The organism is Chryseobacterium echinoideorum, assembly GCF_007474535.1.
In the GTDB taxonomy this organism is placed as follows: domain Bacteria; phylum Bacteroidota; class Bacteroidia; order Flavobacteriales; family Weeksellaceae; genus Chryseobacterium; species Chryseobacterium echinoideorum.
Genome location: NZ_VKNW01000003.1, coordinates 109,456 through 128,914 on the forward strand (window position 1 = coordinate 109,456; position 19,459 = coordinate 128,914).

Genomic DNA, 19,459 nt, shown 5'->3' on the forward strand with positions numbered 1-19,459 from the left:
CATTATCCCTAAATTTATAACAGCTTACAAAATCCTTTTCGGAGATTTGTAATATAAAATTTATAATTATGCACCAAAAATATAAAGTTTTAGGGATGACCTGTTCGGGTTGTCAGAAAAAAATTTCAGAAAAACTTAATAGCCTGGAAGGAATTTCCGCTGATGTCAACCTTGAAAACAGCACAGTAGAAATCCATTCAGATAACGAAATCAATTTATCGGAAATCAATGAATCACTTTCTGAAATTGGAAATTATAAGCTTGAAGATTCAAAAAATCCCGATCACACTTTTGTAAAACCGCAAGAACGCATTTCTCCTTCATCAGTGTATTATTGTCCGATGGAATGCGAAGGTGATAAAGTCTATTTTCAGCAGGGAAAAAGATGTCCGGTCTGTAACATGTATCTGGTTCCGATTGAGGAAAAATTAGCAAAAGATCCCGATTACAAACCCACCTATTCTTCTACAAACTTACCAGAAAATTTCAAACACAATATCGGTAAATATTACTGCCCGATGTTTTGTGAAGATGATAAAGTATACGATGAGAAAACCGACTGCCCTGTTTGTCATATGCATTTGGAAGAAATTACGGAAGATTTGGTTAAAAATTCCTCGTCAAATTCTCATCACCATCACAACCACCAACATGAAACTCCAAAAATTACAGAAGACATGGCTGGAAGATATTATTGTCCGATGTTTTGTGAAGGAAATAAGACTTATGATAGCAATGTAGGCTGCCCTGTCTGCGGAATGGATCTTGTAAAATATCCTGAAAAAGGCGAGAAAGAAACCGATGACACTTACAGCATTTTAAAAAGAAAATTTATAATTTCTTTAGCATTTACCATCCCGGTTTTCATTTTATCAATGGGCGGGATGTTTATTAATTTTCCTTTTTCTCATCAGATTCAGGGCATTTTTGAGCTGATTCTTACACTTCCCGTTTTATTTTATTCCGGTTGGTTTTTGATGAAAAGAGGTTGGGTTTCATTCAAAACATGGAACTTAAATATGTTTAGCCTGATTGCTTTAGGTGTGGCTGCAGCTTTTATTTTCAGTGTTATTGCTTTAGTTTATCCTGATTTGCTTCCGCACGAAATTCGGGGACACAATCATGAAATACCTCTATATTTTGAAGCAGTATGTGTGATTATGACTTTGGTCATTCTTGGGCAGCTGATGGAAGCTTTAGCTCATAAAAAAACTGGAAACGCCATTAAAGAACTGATGAATCTTTCTCCCGATGAAGCAAATCTGATTATTAACAACGAAGAGAAAAGAGTTCCGCTTTCAGAAGTAAAAATCGGAGATATATTAAAGGTAAAACCAGGTGAAAAAATTCCTGTTGATGGAAAAATTATTGAAGGAAATTCTACCGTGGATGAAAGTATGATTACAGGAGAACCCATTCCTGTTGAAAAAAGTAAAGACGATCTGGTAACCTCAGGAACCATTAACGGAAATCAGGTTTTCATCATGAAAGCGGAGAAAGTTGGCGATGAGACTTTGCTTTCCAAAATCATTAAAATGGTGAATGATGCAAGCAGAAGCCGTGCCCCGATTCAGAAATTGACGGATAAGGTGGCAAAAGTTTTTGTTCCTGCGGTCATTTTAGTTGCTTTCATCACTTTTGTTCTGTGGCAGATTTTCGGACCGGAAAATCAAAAAACGCTATATGCTTTTATCAATGCTGTGGCAGTTTTGATTGTGGCTTGTCCGTGTGCTTTAGGCTTGGCAACACCAATGTCATTAATGGTGGGAATCGGTAAAGGTGCCAAAAACGGAATTCTCATCAAAAACGCCGAAGCTTTGGAGCAGATGAATAAAGTAAATGTTCTGATTACGGACAAAACAGGAACTTTAACGGAAGGTAAACCCTCTTTACAATATATAGAAACCAACAGTCAGTCTGATCAGAATTTAATTTTAAAACTTGCCTATTCGTTAAATCAGAATTCAGAACATCCCTTATCGAATGCCGTGATTGAAAAAGCCAAAAATGAAAATATTAACGCTGAAAAAGTAGAAAAATTTGAAAACATTTCCGGAAAAGGAGTAAAAGGAATTATCAATGGAAAAACTGTTTATTTAGGAAATGAAAACCTTTTAATGTCTAGTTCTATTCAGATTCCCGAAAATTTAAAGATAAAAGCGTCAGAAGTACAGTCTAAAGCGCACACAATTTCTTACATTTCTCAAGAAAATGAAGTATTAGGATTCTTAAGTTTTACTGATAAAATTAAAGAAAGTTCTAAAAAAGCCGTTCAGCATTTAATGAATGAAGGAATTGATGTGATCATGATGACCGGAGATAATGAAAATACCGCAAAAGCAGTTGCTGATGAGCTGGGAATCAAACATTTTAAAGCCAGTTGCCTTCCTGAAGATAAGCTGAATGAAGTGAAAAAACTGCAGCAGCAAGGGAAAATTGTTGCCATGACCGGCGACGGAATCAACGACTCTCCCGCTCTAGCCCAGGCAAATATTGGGATCGCAATGGGAACCGGAACCGATGTGGCGATTGAAACAGCAGAAATTACTTTACTAAAAGGCGATATTACAGGAATAGCAAAAGCTAAAATTTTAAGCGAAAAACTATTGAAAAATATCAAAGAAAATTTATTCTTTGCCTTTATTTATAATGTCTTGGGAATTCCGGTTGCGGCAGGGTTGTTGTATCCTTTTTTTGGAATCCTTTTATCACCAATGATTGCAGCAGCAGCAATGAGTTTCAGTTCTTTATCTGTGATTTTAAATTCATTAAGACTGAATTCTGTGGATTTGGATATTAAATAAATTGTTGATTATCAATGACAATAAGATATGAAAGAAGAAAATATTTACATCGGCTGTTCAGGTTTCTACAACAACGACTGGAAAGGTTCTTTTTATCCCGAAGATGCCCAAAGTAAAGACTTTCTGACTTTATATTCTAAAGAATTTGATACCGTTGAGATCAACTCAACCTTTTATAGAAAACCTACCGCGAAAACATTATTGAAATGGTTTGACGAAACACCGGAAGACTTTAAATTTTTCATTAAAATTCCTAAAACTATTTCGCATGAAAAGCGCATGAAAGATTGTAAAGATGAAATTAAGGAATTTTGTGGACACATTCAAACTCATTTACAAGATAAACTTGCGGGATTTCTTTATCAGCTGCCGCCCTCATTCAAAAATACAAATGAAAATTTAGATTCAATTTTAAATAATTTAGATTTTAATTACCTAAATGTTATTGAATTCCGTCATAATTCTTGGTGGAATGATGACATTTATTCGGCTCTTCAGTCAAAAAATGTCATTTTCTCAGGCGTAAGCTTTCCTGGAAATCTTTCTGATGAGTTTATAATCAATCATCCCAAACTTTTTTATTATCGTCTCCATGGAAGACCTGTCCTCTACAAATCTGAATATTCTGAAAATGAACTGGAAGCTTTAGCCGAAAGTATTATGAGATCAGAAAGAAAAGGGTTTGTTTTTTTTAATAATACATGGGGAACAGCAGCCGTTAAAAATGCTATTTATTTGAAAAAAATCATGCGAAAATAATTTTATTAAAATTTCATTAAAAAGTGAAAATAAATTAATAATGTGGTATGGAATTTGTTGACTTTATTTTGTAAAATTTAACAATTTTTAACAATTTAATTTCCACTAATTTTTATGAACAAAACTTTTGCGGAAAAGTCTTTAAAACAGTCTTTTCTTGGGATGCTTGCAGTGATGAGTGCAGCATCAGTATTTTTAACTGGTTGTAACCAAAAGTATGAAACAAGAGAATCTGAGAAGATTCTTAGCAAACAGCCTCCCCTCGCAAAAGTACCCGTCACCGTGGAAGATGAAGAAGTTCCGGCAGATAAAAGAGTCATTTATCTTACCTTTGATGATGGTCCTAACCGAGGAACCGAAAACCTCCTGAAAATTTTACAAAAAAGAAATGTTTGTGCTACAGCATTTTTAATAGGAAAACATGCATCAGACAGCAAAAAACAGACAGCTGATGTAGAAAAAATGAGAAGCAATGATTTGATAGAACTTGCTAATCACAGCTATGCCCATGCTCATCATAAATATTCTGAATATTACAAAATTCCCGAAGCGGTTGTAAAAGATTTTGACCGAGCAAAAGACAGCCTCAAACTTCCGGGAAAAATTGCAAGAACACCCGGAAGAAATATCTGGAGACTCAATAATATCAACGTAACAGATATTAAAAGTTCTTCAGAAGCTGCCAACCAATTACAGAAAGCGGGATATAAAATCATCGGTTGGGATCTTGAATGGAAACCTACCCCTAAAATGACGCTAAAAGGAAATCACGAAGCAATGCTGAAAAAAGTAGACAGTATTTTCTTTAACGATCTTGAGAAAACATCAAGACATCTGGTATTTCTTACGCATGATCAGTATCTTACTGATGCAGATTCTGTGGAAGAGCTGGATCAGTTTATTGCCAAGCTTCAAAAATCCAACAGGTTTATTTTCAGAAAGATTTCGTCATATCCGAAAATCAACGAGGTTCTGAACTGATTTTATTTTACATAAATTTAGTCTAATCGCTTTTAGAAACTGAAGCATTAAATGAAATAAGAAATTGAGCGTCATCAAGAAAATTTTGGCTCTTCACCATTAAATTAATTGTGAAAATTAAATTATTATGAATTGGATTTATCTCGACATAGGAAACGGAGGCGTTTAGAAATTTTTAAACATTTCCGTTAGAAAATCTCCATTGTTTGAGTGGCGGCAATAATCTTGTTTTGAATGACAAGCCTTATTTCCGCACGAGTTTTTGGAGATTTTAGAAAAGATCTCAAAATTTTAGCCGAGTTTCCAAGTCTTGAATTTTTGGTTCTTTTGTTTCAGGACAAAAGAATAGAGAATTTAAGTTAATGAAATTCAATTCCATAGTTTTTTGTCGAAGAACTAATTTTTTAAACAGGCAATTAAAACAAGCTTAACTTCTTACTCAACCTTAATGGTTCTAAACTTCTGTAAAATCTAGCATTATTTTAAATTTAAAATTCAGAAATTTGCAGTTATGAGTATTCAGGAAAATTACAAACAAATAAAAAGCAGACTTCCGGAAAATGTACAGTTGGTTGCGGTATCTAAAACGCATCCGGTTTCAGCAATTCAGGAGGTTTATGATCTCGGACAAAAAGTTTTTGGTGAAAATAAAGTACAGGAACTCGCAGAAAAACAGCCATTGCTTCCGAAAGATATTCAGTGGCATCTGATCGGGCATCTTCAGACCAATAAAGTCAAATATATTGCAGAATTTATTGATACTGTTCAGAGTGTTGATTCGGAAAAACTTCTCAATGAAATTAATAAGGAAGCTGCAAAATACAACCGCAAAATAAAAGTTTTACTTCAGGTGAAAATAGCCGAAGAAGAAAGTAAATTTGGTCTTGAAATTTCTGATGCTGAATCTTTGTTTGAAAAGTTTACCAATGGTGAATTCTCAAATATTGAAATTACAGGATTAATGGGTATGGCAACATTTACTGATGATGAGAATCAGATCAGAAAAGAATTTTTAGTACTAAAAAATCTTTTTAATAAACTGAGCCTGATTCACAAACTTGAAACATTATCAATGGGGATGAGTGACGACTTTCCTATTGCCATGGAATGCGGTGCCAATTCGGTACGTGTCGGCTCAGCAATTTTTGGAAAAAGAGATTATTCAAAATAAAGATTAGGAATGATATTTGCTAATAATCAAGCAAAAATTAACTAAATTTGCAACTATGCAAAAAATCCTTATAGTAGAAGACGAAAAAGCAATTTCGGGAGTACTTCACAGTATCCTTTCCGATGAACTCACTGATTATGAATTTGTAATTGCCGATGATGGGCTGGAAGGCTACAAACAAGTTGAAAAAGAAGATTTTGCATTGGTAATTTCAGACATTAAAATGCCGAAACTTTCCGGCACAGAGCTTTTAAAGCAAAGTTTAAATCTGAAACCCGAATCTACTTTTATTATGATCTCTGGTCATGCTGATATTGATTCTGCGGTTTCTTGCCTGAAAGATGGTGCTTATGATTTTATCTCTAAGCCTATCGACATCAACAGATTAATTACCAGCGTTAAAAATGCTTTAGCAAAAGAGACATTAAAGAAAGAAAATAAAAATCTTCAGTCTGAAAACAAAACCCTGAAAAAGAAAGTCAGCAAAAAGTATCAGATGATCGGTGAATCTGCTCCTTTGAAAAAGATTCAGGACATGATTGAAAAAGTTGCAGTTTCTGATGCAAGAGTTTTGATTACCGGACCTAATGGAGCAGGAAAAGAACTCGTTGCTCATGCTATTCATAACTTGAGTGAAAGATCAAAAGGACCTATGGTGGAAGTCAATTGTGCCGCAATTCCTTCCGAATTGATAGAATCTGAACTTTTCGGACACGTAAAAGGTTCGTTTACAGGAGCTATTAAAGACAAACAGGGTAAATTTGAGCAGGCAAACGGTGGAACTATTTTCTTAGACGAAATTGGTGATATGAGCCTTATTGCACAAGCAAAGGTTTTAAGAGCATTACAGGAAAGTAAAGTTTCGCCGGTAGGAAGTGATAAAGAAATAAAAGTAGATGTAAGAGTTTTGGCTGCAACCAACAAAAATATGCAGACAGAAATTGAAGCAGGAAGATTCAGAGAAGATTTGTATCACAGACTTTCTGTAATTGAGATCTATGTACCGCCTTTGGATGAAAGAAAAGACGACATCAAACTTCTGGTTGAGCATTTTGCAAAACTTATTTCTGAAGAGCACGGAACTGCTTTGAAAAGCTTTGATGCTACTGCTATTGACGCATTGAAAGAGCTTTCCTGGACTGGAAATATCAGAGAGCTGAGAAATGTGGTAGAAAGATTGATCATTCTTGGTGGAAACACTGTTTCTAAAGAGGATGTTGCGAATTTTGTAAGGAAATAATTTAATCAAAAATTAAAATAAATTCTAAAAATTTGCAGTAAACTATACTGCAAATTTTTTTTGTAAAACTATATGGCTTTTTTAAATAAAAACTACACCAAAGAAGTACTTACATTAGCTCTTCCCGTGATGCTTACGCAGGTTGGGCAGGTTTCTGTAAATCTTTTTGACAATATTATTGTAGGTAAACTTCTGGGAGCAGATGCGTTGGCGTCTGTTTCTCTGGGTAACGGAGTATTTTTCTCAATGTTTGTTTTGGCATTAGGATTTTCCTTTGCTATCCCGCCTTTGGTTTCGGAAGCGCACTCTCAGAATGACCATAAAACAATTAATTCCGTTTTCAGTCATGGCTTTATCATCAACATGACTGTAGGAATTATCCTCATGGCATTATTACTTGCAGGAATGCCACTGCTCTATCATTCTGGTCAACCCGAAAAAATTATTCCGGATACGGTGGATTTTCTTACGATTATGGCAATCAGTATTATTCCTTTTATGGCTTTTCAGACGTTAAGGGAAGTATCGGAAGGTTTGTCATATACAATCGGGGTAACAAAAGCTACAATTATTGCCAATGTTATCAATATTGTTTTAAACTATGTTTTCATCAAAGGTCTGTGGGTTTTTCCAGAAATGGGGGTAAAAGGATCTGCTTTGGCAAGTTTAATCGCAAGAATTTTTATGGTTATTTTTCTCTATTATGTTTTGTTAAAAGAACCTAAAACCAGAACATATATCAAAGACTTTTCCCTGAAATTACAGGTTTTCTCTAAAAAAATGTTTGAAAAAATGGTAAGATTGGGCTTTCCTACCGCATTGCAGATGTTTTTTGAAGTCACTGCATTTGCCGGTGCTGCATTTATCTGCGGATTGATTTCTGCTCACGATATCGCTTCGCATCAGATTGCCCTGAGTATGGCCTCATTCACTTTCAATTTATGTATTGGATTCAGCGTAGCTTCGACTGTAATGATAGGAAGAAAACTGGGCGAACAAAACTTTATAGAACTCAGAAAAATCGGGGTCAACAATCTCAAAATTGCTTTTCTTTTCATGTGTCTCTGCGGATTGCTTTTCATTTTGGGGCGAAATATTTTGCCTACATTTTTCACAAAACCTGAAGAAGTAGAAGTTATTATATTGGCATCAAAACTGATGATTATTGCAGCCTTATTCCAGCTATCTGACGGAATTCAGGTCACTGCTTTAGGAATGCTTCGAGGATTACAGGATGTGAAAATCCCCTCTATTTATACCTTTATTGCATATTGGTTAATCACCATGCCTTTAGGGTATTTTCTTTGTGTGACGATGGAAATGGGCGCACTCGGAATGTGGATTGCACTTGGATTGGGACTTACGATCTCTGCGATGATGCTGGTAAAACGTTTCCTTAATTTATCCGCAAAAAGAATTAAAACAAATCCAATATAAAAATGAAGCGGTCTTTTGATCGCTTTTTTTATTATAAATTTGAGCCTACTATAAAAATTATGAAAACTGTAATAAAAACTGAACGTCTTTATTTAAGAGAATTGGACATTAGCGATGCAGAAAGGTTTTATGAATTAAATTTGAATCCAGAAGTTATCAAATATACCGGAAATTCTGCTTTTGAAAATATTGATGAAGCCAGAGATTTTCTCAAAAATTACTCTGATTATCAAAGGAATGGTTACGGAAGATGGGCAGTTATCAATTCATCTAGCAATCAATTTTTAGGATGGTGTGGGTTGAAATATGATGAAAAATCAGATGAAACCGATATAGGATTCAGATTTTTTGAACATTTTTGGAATCAGGGATTTGCTACCGAAAGTGCTAAAGCCTGTATTGATTATGGTTTTAAAAAATTAAATTTAAAAACGATTATCGGAAGAGCAATGAAAGAAAATACAGCGTCTGTTAAAGTTTTAGAAAAAATCGGAATGAAGTACGACAAAGATTTTGATTTTGACGGTCATAATGGAGTTATTCTAAAAATAAACAATGTGGATATTTAAGTATAATAATCCGGTTAAATTTTCGTTAAAACATTCTGATAAATCCTTAGATATGGAGATAATTTGTACATTAGTCCTGAATTAGAGATTTAAAAATAAAAGTTTAACATAAATATTGATAAATGAAAATTTTAATTGTTGGGATATTTACTTTTTCAGGTTTGCTTTCAGCACAAACAGAAATTAAACCGCTTCCGATTGATCGCTCAAAATTTCTTGATAAGAAAAATACGGTAGTTTTTGATTCTATTTCTAAAAAACCGCTGGACAGTTCGATAGCAAAACTGTACAAAATGCCTGTTCATCAACCTGAAAAAACTCATTTGTACTCAGCTTTTAAAGCTCAACCAACAGACAGCACAAAACATAAAATGCCAAACGCACTGGAACCGGCTTTAAAATCTAAAATTGCATCTAAATAAAAACAGAACCATACAAGAATGTGGATAAAATTCTGAGATTTATCTCATGAATCATTAAGTTTATCTCTTATGTTTTTTATTTTTGTAATTTACTTTTACATAAAATGACAAAAGAAGAACTTCTGAATAAGGCTATAAAAATAGCAGATAAAGCACATAAAGGTCAAAAAGATAAATATCATGCTCCATACATCGCTCATGTAATGCGGGTAATGGAATACGGAAAAACACTTGACGAAAAAATCGTTGGGGTTTTGCATGATGTTGTTGAGGATCATCCTGAAGAATTCAGTTTTGAATATTTGCGGTCAGAAGGTTTTCCCGAGTATATTTTATTTGCAGTAAGCTGCCTTACCAAATTTGATCCTGATGAAGTGTATGATGATTTTATCAAACGTACTGAAAGATCTCCTCTTGCTGTCGCTGTAAAACTTAATGATCTGCGGGATAATATGGATCTGAGAAGGGTAAACCGTGAGCTGACACAAAAAGATATTCACAGATTCAACAAATATTTGAAAGCGTACCGCTATCTTTCAGAAAAATATTAATCAAGTCCCGGGAAGTGATAAGTTTTTTTCTCACTTCCGCTGTCGTCAATATTAATGTTGAGTGCAAAATAAACAAAGTGAAGATTGCGGTTTCCTTTTGCTTCAAACTCTCTTTGCCATAGGTAACCACAAAGGATTCCGAAATATTTGTCAATTTGATACCCCATTCCGCCATACACCCTGTTTCTTGCAAAAGTCGGTTTATTTGGGCTTACAACAAACATTTCATCAAATGCATTGGCAAAAATAGTTCCTGGCTCTATTTTTTGGGAATTGAGCGGCACAGAGATATTCAGCCTGTATCTGTAACGCATTCTTTCTGTTTTTACATCTTTTTTGGGATCATAAAAATAAGATTTCTCAGCACGAAATCTGTTTTCAAACTTTACGATCCCCTTTCTTACATCGATTACATCCTGCAACCAAATCCTCAGTTCTTCTCTACTAAGTCTGTGGTCTTTATAAGTCACATATCTTCCGATTCCTATGAAAGGCTTATGATTTTTGGTAAGATTATATCCTAAGCCTCCTTTTATTTCGTAATAATCTGGGTAAGAATATTCTTCAATTCCGCGCAGCTGGGTTTCTCCATACAAGAAAAATTTCGGATGAAACTTATAAGTAAGTGTAATAGCATTGAAACTTGAAATATGTTCCTGTGATTTAACCAAATTAAGGCTCATTAATAAAGCCAAACTTAAAATAAGTTTCATCCAAAAAAATTTTTGCAAAAATAGAACAATTAACAGTACCGTAATGTTAAGTTTACTTAATATTAATATTGTAAGATACTCCCAAATGAAACCATCTTTGAGGCATTGGTACACCAAATGTTTCTGTATATTCTGTATTGGTAACATTGTTAATCAAAGCATAAACGGAAAAGTTGTTTTTATTGAAACTGATCTTTTCGTCTACAAGATGATAGCTTCCGAGATTTATTCTGTCATTATATCGGTATACCAGTTCATTGGTAAAATATTTCAGAAATCTGGTCTGAAGTTTTGTTACAAACTGATGTTTAAGATTATCAAGAGCATAGCGAGAATTAAGCCCGTTAATATCTTTAAGCTTATTATCCAAATATGTATAACCTAATGTATATTTCATCCAGCTTAAAATCTGGTGGCTTATTTCTGCTTCCAATCCTTTAATTTCGGTATCTCCAATATTTCTGGAATACCAAACGGGATCTTGCAAAGAAATTTTAGTCCAGTCAATTGCATCATTAGAGCCTCTGTAAAAGCCGCTTACTTTGGCTAAAACATTTGCGTTTTGATATTGATAGCCCAGCTCTGCATAAACAGCACTTTCCGGCAATAAGTTAGGATTTCCCTGCTCAGTTTTACTTGTATAGTACAAGTCGGTAAAAGTCGGTACTCTGTGAACTTTTGAGATATTACCATAGATTTTGTTATTTTCAAAAAAGGTATACCCCACATCAACTCCCGGATAAAAGAAGTTTCCGTTCGTAGAATAATTTGCCCAGGAAGCTCCGGGAGAAATATTTAGTTTTTTATTAAAAAATGAAAAATGATGCTCAAAAAATACCTGCGTAACAAAACGCTCTCTGTCTCCTAAATTATTGCTGGATAAAAATTCTTTTCTCAATTCGATTCCTAAACCAGTCGTTCCCAAACTTGAAATATAACTCGAATTAACCTCTCCTCCCACATTATTTCCGATGTGCATATTTCGGTAAATTTCAGGCTTTTCTCTGTTGAAAAGATACATATCCTGTCCTCTTCTCCAATAAACATTAGAATTGAGTTTAAATTTCCCAAAACTCTGCTGGTGAGCAATACTGATGATGGAAGCCTGCAACTCTTCATACTGCTCTGTCGCAAGTGGCGAAGCGTAAAAACCATTGGCTCCGAATTTCTTTTCTGAAAATCCTGCCTGCATTTTAAGGCTCCCGTTTTTGATATTCAGGTGGTTTTGGTAAAATACATTTCTGACTTCAAAATCCGTATTATAGCGGTACCCTTGCGATGAATTGGAATTTGCCTGTAAAGAATTTGAGAATTTCTCGTTTCCTACATTGGCATTAAATCCAAAACCGTATGTTTCATAATCTCCTGCATTGGCACTTATTTTTACATTTTTGCCTACATGAGTTTTGGTAATAATATTGATAGCCCCTGCATAAGCATTTTGTCCGAATCTTCTTGCAGCAGGCCCCTTAATCACTTCTATCCTTTCGACATCATCAAGATCAACAGGAATATTAAGAGAATTATGCCCTGTTTGAGAATCATTCATTCTGATACCGTTGATGAGGATCAGAACCTGCTCGAAAGAACTTCCTCTGAATCCTAAATCGCTCTGTACTCCGTTGGCTCCTCTTCTTCTTATATCCATTCCCGGAATTTGCTGAAGAATTTCATCAATACTTACTGCAGGAGAATTGATAATTTCATCTCTTGTAATAATTGAAATATTCTGGTTGGCATTTTTATAAGTAGTTGCTATAAATTTCCCCTGAATCTGCACCGAATCTATTTCTGATGTTTTTATCTGCGCTTCAGCAAAAAAAAATGTTGCTAACAAAAAAATAGCTCCTAATTTTTTCTTCATAACCTTTATTATTTTGAAGCTTTCAAAATTAGCAGACTTTCGTTAAATTAAAACGTGATAATTATCATAAAAAAAAGATGCAGTTTTGCATCTTTAAAGAACATGTGAGATCTACCTTTTTCTCATTAAATGTGTAATTAAATCTCTGAGCAGTTTTCCCATTTCAATTACAATTTTATCACTGCAATTTTAATTTAAAATTAATTATTAAACAAATTTTATTTCTAATAAAATCAATATTGAATAATTTTATTTTTTTAATATATTACAGCAAGATCAATTATATAATTTTTACGACACCTTTTGTATTTTAAGATTTGAATAATAAGAAAAACCATCAAAAATTCGTAATTTTGTAGGTCTTAATATGAATATGGCTGCAACAACAGAAATAGATATAAAAAAACAGGTCTTCGTTAAAAATGCACATCTTAACAACCTGAAACACATAGATGTTCTTATCCCGAAAAATAAATTGATTGTCATTACAGGAGTTTCCGGAAGCGGAAAATCTTCTCTGGCATTTGATACTATTTATGCAGAAGGGCAAAGAAGATATGTGGAGAGTTTGAGCTCTTATGCACGTCAGTTTTTAGGTAAACTGGAAAAACCAAAAGTTGACGATATTAAAGGTCTGGCTCCTTCCATCGCTATTCAGCAAAAAGTAATTTCATCCAATCCCCGATCAACAGTTGGAACTTCTACTGAAATCTACGATTACATGAAACTTCTTTTTGCCAGAATCGGAAAAACTTTTTCTCCTGTTTCCGGTGAGGAAGTAAAAAAAGATTCGGTGACGAATGTTGTAGATTTTATTAAAAATTCCAAAAAAGAAACTCCATTTTTATTGACGGCTCCTCTCAGTTTTGATATCGAAAATTTTACGGAAACACTGAATATTCTTAAGCTTGCAGGTTTCACGAGACTGGAAGTCAACGGAAATGTTGCAGGAATTGAAGATCTGGAAAGTTTTGGTTTCGTTCCTGAGAAAGAAATGATCATCAATCTTGTGATAGACCGTTTTACTTACGAAGATGACGAAAGTTTTCTTCAGAGACTGGCAGATTCTATCCAAATGGCATTTTATGAAGGACGAGGATATTGCACACTTAAAAATACCGAAACCGGAAAAGTAAAAGAGTTTTCTAATAAATTTGAGCTTGACGGAATTGAATTTCTTGAGCCGAATGTTCATTTTTTCAGTTTTAATAATCCTTACGGAGCCTGTCCTACTTGTGAAGGCTACGGAAAAGTGATCGGAATAGATGAAGATCTCGTGATTCCGAATAAAGCTTTATCAGTTTTTGAAGATGCCGTTGCAGCATGGAGAGGCGAAAGTATGAGCGAATGGAAGAAAGATTTCATCAAAAAAGCAAATGATTTCCCTATTCACAAACCGTATCATCAGCTCACTAAAGAACAGAAAAACTATCTCTGGAAAGGTGACGGAAAAAGCAGTTTCCCCTCTCTGAATAACTTCTTCAAGATGCTGGAAGAAAATTTGTATAAAATTCAGTATCGTGTAATGCTTTCCCGTTATCGCGGAAAAACACTTTGCCCGACTTGTGAAGGTTTACGTCTGCGTGAAGAGACGGCGTGGGTAAAAATTGACGGGCACAACATTCAGTCGATGATTGAGCTTCCGTTGGACGAACTTTTACCTTTGATCAATAGTTTAAAACTTTCGGATCACGATAAAGAAATTGCCAAAAGATTGCTATATGAAATCACGACAAGACTAGAGTTTTTACTGAAAGTAGGCTTAGGTTACCTTACCATAAACCGAACTTCCAATACACTTTCCGGTGGTGAAAGCCAGAGAATTAATTTGGCAACAAGCTTAGGAAGCTCTTTGGTTGGTTCTATTTATATTTTAGATGAACCTTCCATAGGTTTACACTCAAGAGATACAGAAAATTTGATTGAAGTTCTAAAAAACCTCCGTGATATCGGGAATACGGTTATTGTTGTAGAACATGATGAAGATGTAATGAGAGCAGCCGATTACATTATTGATATTGGTCCTGAAGCAGGATATTTGGGTGGAGAATTGGTTTTTGCAGGTGATTTTAAAGAACTTAAAAATGCCGATACGCTGACTTCAAAATATTTGACCGGAAAATTAGAAATAAAAGTTCCCGAAAAACGCAGAAAGGCCAAAGAATTTATTCATATTAAAGGAGCAAGATCCAATAATCTGAAAAATATTGATGTAGATGTTCCATTGGAAAGTCTGGTGGTTATTTCGGGAGTTTCAGGAAGCGGAAAATCTACTTTGATGAAAGAAATTCTCACCAACGATATTCAGATTCAGTTGGGAATGGGCGGAAAAAAGGGTGATTATGACTCTGTGGAATTTCCAAAAAAACTGATCAAGCATATTGAACTGATTGACCAAAACCCGATCGGAAAATCTTCACGATCCAATCCTGTAACGTATCTTAAAGCTTATGACGACATCCGTGATCTCTTTTCTAAGCAGAAAAGTGCAAAACTGATGGGCTACAAACCCAAACATTTTTCTTTCAATGTTGATGGCGGAAGATGTGACGAGTGTAAAGGAGAGGGCGTTATCAATGTTTCGATGCAGTTTATGGCAGATATTGAGCTGGAATGCGAAGTCTGTAAAGGAACCCGCTTTAAGAACGAAATTCTTGAAGTAAAATTTGACGAAAAAAATATTTCGGATATTCTTCACATGACTGTAGATGAAGCTTTGGAATTTTTCAGAGAAAATAAAGAAGATAAAATTGTGACCAAACTTACGCCGCTTCAGGATGTAGGTTTAGGCTATTTACAGCTCGGGCAAAGCTCTTCCACGCTTTCGGGTGGTGAAGCGCAACGTGTAAAACTGGCTTCTTTTCTGGTGAAAGGGGTTACCACCGACAAAACTTTATTTGTATTTGACGAACCATCAACCGGGCTTCACTTTCACGATATACAGAAATTGCTGAAATCTCTTCAAGCTCTGATTGATCTGGGACATTCTGTCATTGTTATCGAACATCAACCCGATATTATAAAATGCGCCGATCATATCATTGACATCGGTCCCGAAGCAGGAAAACATGGCGGAGAAGTAGTTTTTGCCGGAACTCCCGAAGATTTAGCAAAAAATAAAAAATCGCATACTGCAAAATATATTGCAGAAAAGCTGAATTGAAGACAGAAATTTAGATAAAAAAAAATAAGCGTTGTTTTTTGCAACGCTTATTTTTTTGTTAAAAATTATTCTTTCTATTAATAAAATAATACACAGGAAGTCCAGCGAGTACTAATAAAAATCCGGGCCATGTATATTGCTGTTTATAAATAAGAAGCAGTACACAGAAAGCGGTTCCTATCAGAAGGTAAGTAAGTGGAGTTATTGGGTATAGCCAAGTTTTATAGGGTCTTTCTAATTCTGGTTTTTTAATTCTCAGATAGATTACACCAAATACAGTAATCATATAAAACAATACAATAACGAACGAAATCATATCCAATAGGTTACCATATTGTCCGCTCAAACATAAAACAGATGCCCAGATTCCCTGCATCCAAAGTGCATTTTCAGGAACCTGATTTTTATTATTCTTAACAGCAGATTTAAAGAACAATCCGTCTTTTGCCATCGTCTGGAAAACTCTTGAGCCTGCCAAAATCAGTCCGTTATTACATCCAAAAGTAGAAACCATTACCAAAACAGCAATGATGATTGTACCTGCGTTTCCAAAAATGTTCTGTGAAGCCGAAACGGCAACTCTTTCGTTGGCGGCAAAAGCAATTGCATCACGATCCAAAGCGTTGAGGTAGACAAAATTAACAGCAATATAAAGCAGCATCACCGCAGAAGTTCCCAAAATCATAGCTTTCACCACATTTTTTTTAGGATTTTCAATTTCACCTGAAACAAATGTCACGCTTTCCCAAGCCACAGAACTGAATACCGATCCCACCATTGCTGCAGCAATTCCGCCCAATAGCGCCATTCCGGTAATAGATTCCCATCCTGTTTGAAGAAAGTTTCCTTTGATGTCTTTATTCAGATTATTAAACGCTTCTGTCCCAAAACTGAAATTTTCTGCCAGATGAGAAAAATCTACCAGAATAAATCCTAAAGCGATAAGACCTAATAAAGCGAGAATTTTTGATCCCGTAAAAATATTCTGTAATAGTTTACCACTTTCCACACCTCTCGTATTGATATAGGTGAGCAGAATAATCACGAGAATTGCCAGAATCTGAATCCATGTAATCTGAAATTCTCCGCTCTGAAAAATCGGAGCCGCATCATTGAGCCACGGTACGAGATAAGCGGTAAATTTTCCGAATGCCATAGCAACGGCTGCGATAGTTCCGGTTTGAATTACGGTAAACAATCCCCATCCATAAAGAAAGCCCATTTTTTTACCGAAAATTTCTGTAAGGTATGTGTATTGCCCTCCAGCTTTTGGAAAAATTGCTGATAGCTCTCCGTAGCTTATGGCAGCAGCAACCGTCATTACTCCGGTAATGATCCAAACTACAATCAGCCAGTAACCTGACCCCAGATTTCTCATCATATCTGCGCTTACAATAAAAATTCCGCTGCCGATCATTGAGCCCATCACGAGCATGATGGCATCCCAGAGTTTTAGTTTTTTCTGCATAATATAGTATTGCATCAAATATAGAAAAATAACAGTTTGCTTTTTGAATTTGTTTGATATTTTAACGAATGAATGTGATTTATCATCTAATTTCTTTGTTTACAATTAAAATTTTATTATTACTTTTGAAAAAAATATCAATAATGAAATTTCGATGATTGGGAAATATAACCCCCATAAATATAACACGATACCATATAAATAATATACACATGAAATTTAAAGCAATATTACTTTTAGCATCATTAAGTTTATCTACTATAGCTTTTTCTCAGGAAACACAAAAAATGGGACCACCTGAAGGAAGTGCTTTGGTAGGGGATATTTATGGAGCAGGTATAGATACTAAAACAGAATCTAAAGCCATTAGCACAGAAAAACTGGGTAAGAAGCTGAAAAAAGCAAATAAAAAAGTTGAAAATGTAGCTATTAAAGGAAAAGTAACTGATGTTTGCGATAAAAAAGGATGCTGGTTGACTATAGAAACCGAAGATAATTCTAAGCTCTTCGTAAAAATGAAGGATTACGGATTTTTCGTTCCTACTGCTTTAAAGGGAAAAAATGTAGTTTTGGAAGGCAGCGCAGAGAAAAAAGTAACTTCTGTAGATGAGCAAAAACATTATGCTCAGGATGCAAAAAGACCACAGTCTGAAATTGATGCGATTAAGACACCAAAAGAAGAAATAAGATTTGTAGCCAACGGAATTAAAGTGGTTAACTAAATAAAAAAAGCGGAAATTGATTTCCGCTTTTTTTTAATCTTCTATTGTAAAATTTACTTCAGCATCCAATTTTGGATATTTGCTATCGGAAACGAATTTTTTTCCGGTACAGTCAATCTCAATCCAGCCTTTTCTGCCTTTTACATTCCCTGCTTCCATTACAAAAGGAATAAACGAAATATCATCGTTGCTATTTTCAAAAATTTCCCGGTACTGAACAGCAATATCCAAAATACATTCGTGATCAGTATTTAGCTTTACATTTCTGTAAATTATATCATAATGAGTTTCTTTATTTTCCGGAATATCATTATAAATTTCCCAGCCTTCAGTTCCTGAACGGAGTTTACCCATTGCTTCCAATGCATAATAAAGTGCAATTGTATAATATTTTCTTGTTTCTTTTCTGGAATAATCATCAATAAAATGTCCGCCTTCAAACAAAATGGTCGGCATTCCTGATTTTATAAAATTATCGCCGGTAGATGCCGGATAAAACTCATCAGAATATCTACCAATCTGATTGGGAATCATTTTTTTTAATTTTTGATAAACTTCGGCAATTACAGCCATGCATTTTCTACGATTTTCGGTCACTGTTCTTTCTATATTTTCAGAAGGAGCCAGAAAAGAGAGTGTTGCAGGGTGAATTCCATCGGTCGTAAAAATTGTTCTTTGCTCATGCAGATTTAATGCGTAGTCATATTTTTTAGAACAAGCTATTTTCTTCAGAATTTTTATTTCCACACTTGCTTCATTATGAAAATCACGGTTGAGATCAATATCCGAAGCATTCAGACGAGTCCATTTTTCGGAACCGTCAGGATTAAGCATAAAAATAAAATCAAGTTTTATCTTATCGAACAATTCTTTTTGAAGCAGTGAGTCTTTTTTTAAAGTTTCTAATAAGTCTAGCATAGCGTGCGTAGCATTAGATTCATTTCCATGCATTTGCGACCAGGCTAATACATTAGTCTCTCCATTTCCAATTGAAAATTGATAAACAGGCTGATCTAAAAAAGATCTTCCAATCTCCTGAATATAATTGCTGAAATTCTCCTGTAGGTAATTGAATAATTTTTTAGGAGAAATATACCGTGTAGGAAAGTTAGAATTTACTGTATAGAAATGTTCAAAATTCATTGAATAATAATTTACATTTTTCAAATTTAAGAATTTTAGAAGCAAAAAAGAAATTAACATTTGTGAAATGATTAAACATTTGTAATTGTCAGATTGTCTGTTGATAAAATTGTGGATTAATAATAATTTAATTATAATACAGTAAACATATACAAATCAACATTTTATACTTTTTATGTAAAGTTAATTATTATATTTACTTTAAGTGTGGCCAACCTTAGTATTGCACATTTGAGCGTAAATAAACTAAACATATAAAATGTGGAAAAAGTCTTATAATGGGTGAATATACATTTGTTAATTTTCTTTTTTTGATCTTTTTAGTAATTTTGCTTATCTTAAATTTTGATGCTATAACTTTCCATTCTGCTACTGTATATTACTGTAATTTTTTATACTTAATATTGCCGAGAAAGTTGTGTGCAATTTTTAAAGTTTAAAATTTAATCTGA

Annotated in this window: 15 protein-coding genes; 11 read left to right on the forward strand and 4 right to left on the reverse strand. The window is 34.4% G+C overall.

Annotated elements, in window-relative coordinates; all coding sequences use genetic code 11:
- Positions 1–68: 68 nt before the first annotated feature.
- The 9 genes from FOL89_RS04570 (at position 69) to FOL89_RS04610 (ending at position 9,934) form a co-directional block, all read left to right on the forward strand.
- The gene (locus FOL89_RS04570) at positions 69–2,804 is read left to right on the forward strand and encodes a heavy metal translocating P-type ATPase (protein WP_144281670.1); all 2,736 of its coding nucleotides are present in this window, start codon (positions 69–71) and stop codon (positions 2,802–2,804) included.
- A 27-nt stretch (positions 2,805–2,831) separates the two neighbouring features.
- On the forward strand, positions 2,832–3,563 hold the full coding sequence (locus tag FOL89_RS04575) for a DUF72 domain-containing protein (RefSeq protein WP_144281671.1): 732 nt from the start codon (positions 2,832–2,834) through the stop codon (positions 3,561–3,563).
- 114 nt (positions 3,564–3,677) lie between these two features.
- Positions 3,678–4,544: a polysaccharide deacetylase family protein gene (locus FOL89_RS04580; RefSeq protein WP_144281672.1), complete on the forward strand. Its 867-nt coding sequence runs from the start codon at positions 3,678–3,680 to the stop codon at positions 4,542–4,544.
- Positions 4,545–5,055: 511 nt separating this feature from the next.
- Positions 5,056–5,715, forward strand: a complete 660-nt coding sequence (locus tag FOL89_RS04585; RefSeq protein WP_144281673.1) for a YggS family pyridoxal phosphate-dependent enzyme — start codon at positions 5,056–5,058, stop codon at positions 5,713–5,715.
- Positions 5,716–5,770: 55 nt separating this feature from the next.
- Positions 5,771–6,955 carry a sigma-54-dependent transcriptional regulator gene (locus tag FOL89_RS04590; RefSeq protein WP_144281674.1) on the forward strand — a complete coding sequence of 395 codons (1,185 nt, stop codon included), beginning with the start codon at positions 5,771–5,773 and terminating at the stop codon, positions 6,953–6,955.
- A 72-nt stretch (positions 6,956–7,027) separates the two neighbouring features.
- Positions 7,028–8,392, forward strand: coding sequence for an MATE family efflux transporter (locus FOL89_RS04595; protein WP_144281675.1), 1,365 nt, complete (start codon positions 7,028–7,030; stop codon positions 8,390–8,392).
- A 59-nt stretch (positions 8,393–8,451) separates the two neighbouring features.
- Positions 8,452–8,961, forward strand: a complete 510-nt coding sequence (locus FOL89_RS04600; RefSeq protein WP_144281676.1) for a GNAT family N-acetyltransferase — start codon at positions 8,452–8,454, stop codon at positions 8,959–8,961.
- 122 nt (positions 8,962–9,083) lie between these two features.
- Positions 9,084–9,383, forward strand: coding sequence for a hypothetical protein (locus FOL89_RS04605; RefSeq protein WP_144281677.1), 300 nt, complete (start codon positions 9,084–9,086; stop codon positions 9,381–9,383).
- Positions 9,384–9,487: 104 nt separating this feature from the next.
- On the forward strand, positions 9,488–9,934 hold the full coding sequence (locus FOL89_RS04610; protein ID WP_089744421.1) for a phosphohydrolase: 447 nt from the start codon (positions 9,488–9,490) through the stop codon (positions 9,932–9,934).
- Here FOL89_RS04610 and FOL89_RS04615 read toward each other — a convergent pair.
- Together FOL89_RS04615 and FOL89_RS04620 are read right to left on the reverse strand one after the other, a co-directional pair.
- Positions 9,931–10,647, reverse strand: coding sequence for a DUF2490 domain-containing protein (locus FOL89_RS04615; RefSeq protein WP_144281678.1), 717 nt, complete (start codon positions 10,645–10,647; stop codon positions 9,931–9,933). The genes FOL89_RS04610 and FOL89_RS04615 overlap by 4 nt on opposite strands.
- A 52-nt stretch (positions 10,648–10,699) precedes the next feature.
- Entirely contained in the window at positions 10,700–12,511 is a 1,812-nt protein-coding gene (locus tag FOL89_RS04620) for a TonB-dependent receptor plug domain-containing protein (protein ID WP_144281679.1), read from the reverse strand.
- A gap of 373 nt (positions 12,512–12,884) precedes the next feature.
- Between FOL89_RS04620 and uvrA the strand changes: the two genes are divergently transcribed.
- Positions 12,885–15,674: an excinuclease ABC subunit UvrA gene (gene uvrA, locus FOL89_RS04625; RefSeq protein ID WP_144281680.1), complete on the forward strand. Its 2,790-nt coding sequence runs from the start codon at positions 12,885–12,887 to the stop codon at positions 15,672–15,674.
- A gap of 58 nt (positions 15,675–15,732) precedes the next feature.
- Here uvrA and FOL89_RS04630 read toward each other — a convergent pair whose 3' ends face one another.
- Complete coding sequence (locus FOL89_RS04630) at positions 15,733–17,142, reverse strand: APC family permease (protein ID WP_144281681.1); 1,410 nt, start codon at positions 17,140–17,142, stop codon at positions 15,733–15,735.
- 212 nt (positions 17,143–17,354) lie between these two features.
- On the opposite strand from FOL89_RS04630, the gene FOL89_RS04635 reads away from it, so the two are divergent.
- On the forward strand, positions 17,355–17,864 hold the full coding sequence (locus FOL89_RS04635) for a DUF4920 domain-containing protein (RefSeq protein WP_144281682.1): 510 nt from the start codon (positions 17,355–17,357) through the stop codon (positions 17,862–17,864).
- Between the two features lie 33 nt (positions 17,865–17,897).
- Here FOL89_RS04635 and FOL89_RS04640 read toward each other — a convergent pair whose 3' ends face one another.
- Positions 17,898–19,007 (reverse strand): M14 family zinc carboxypeptidase, encoded by a 1,110-nt coding sequence (locus FOL89_RS04640; protein ID WP_144281683.1) that lies wholly within the window; start codon positions 19,005–19,007, stop codon positions 17,898–17,900.
- Positions 19,008–19,459 lie beyond the last annotated feature (452 nt).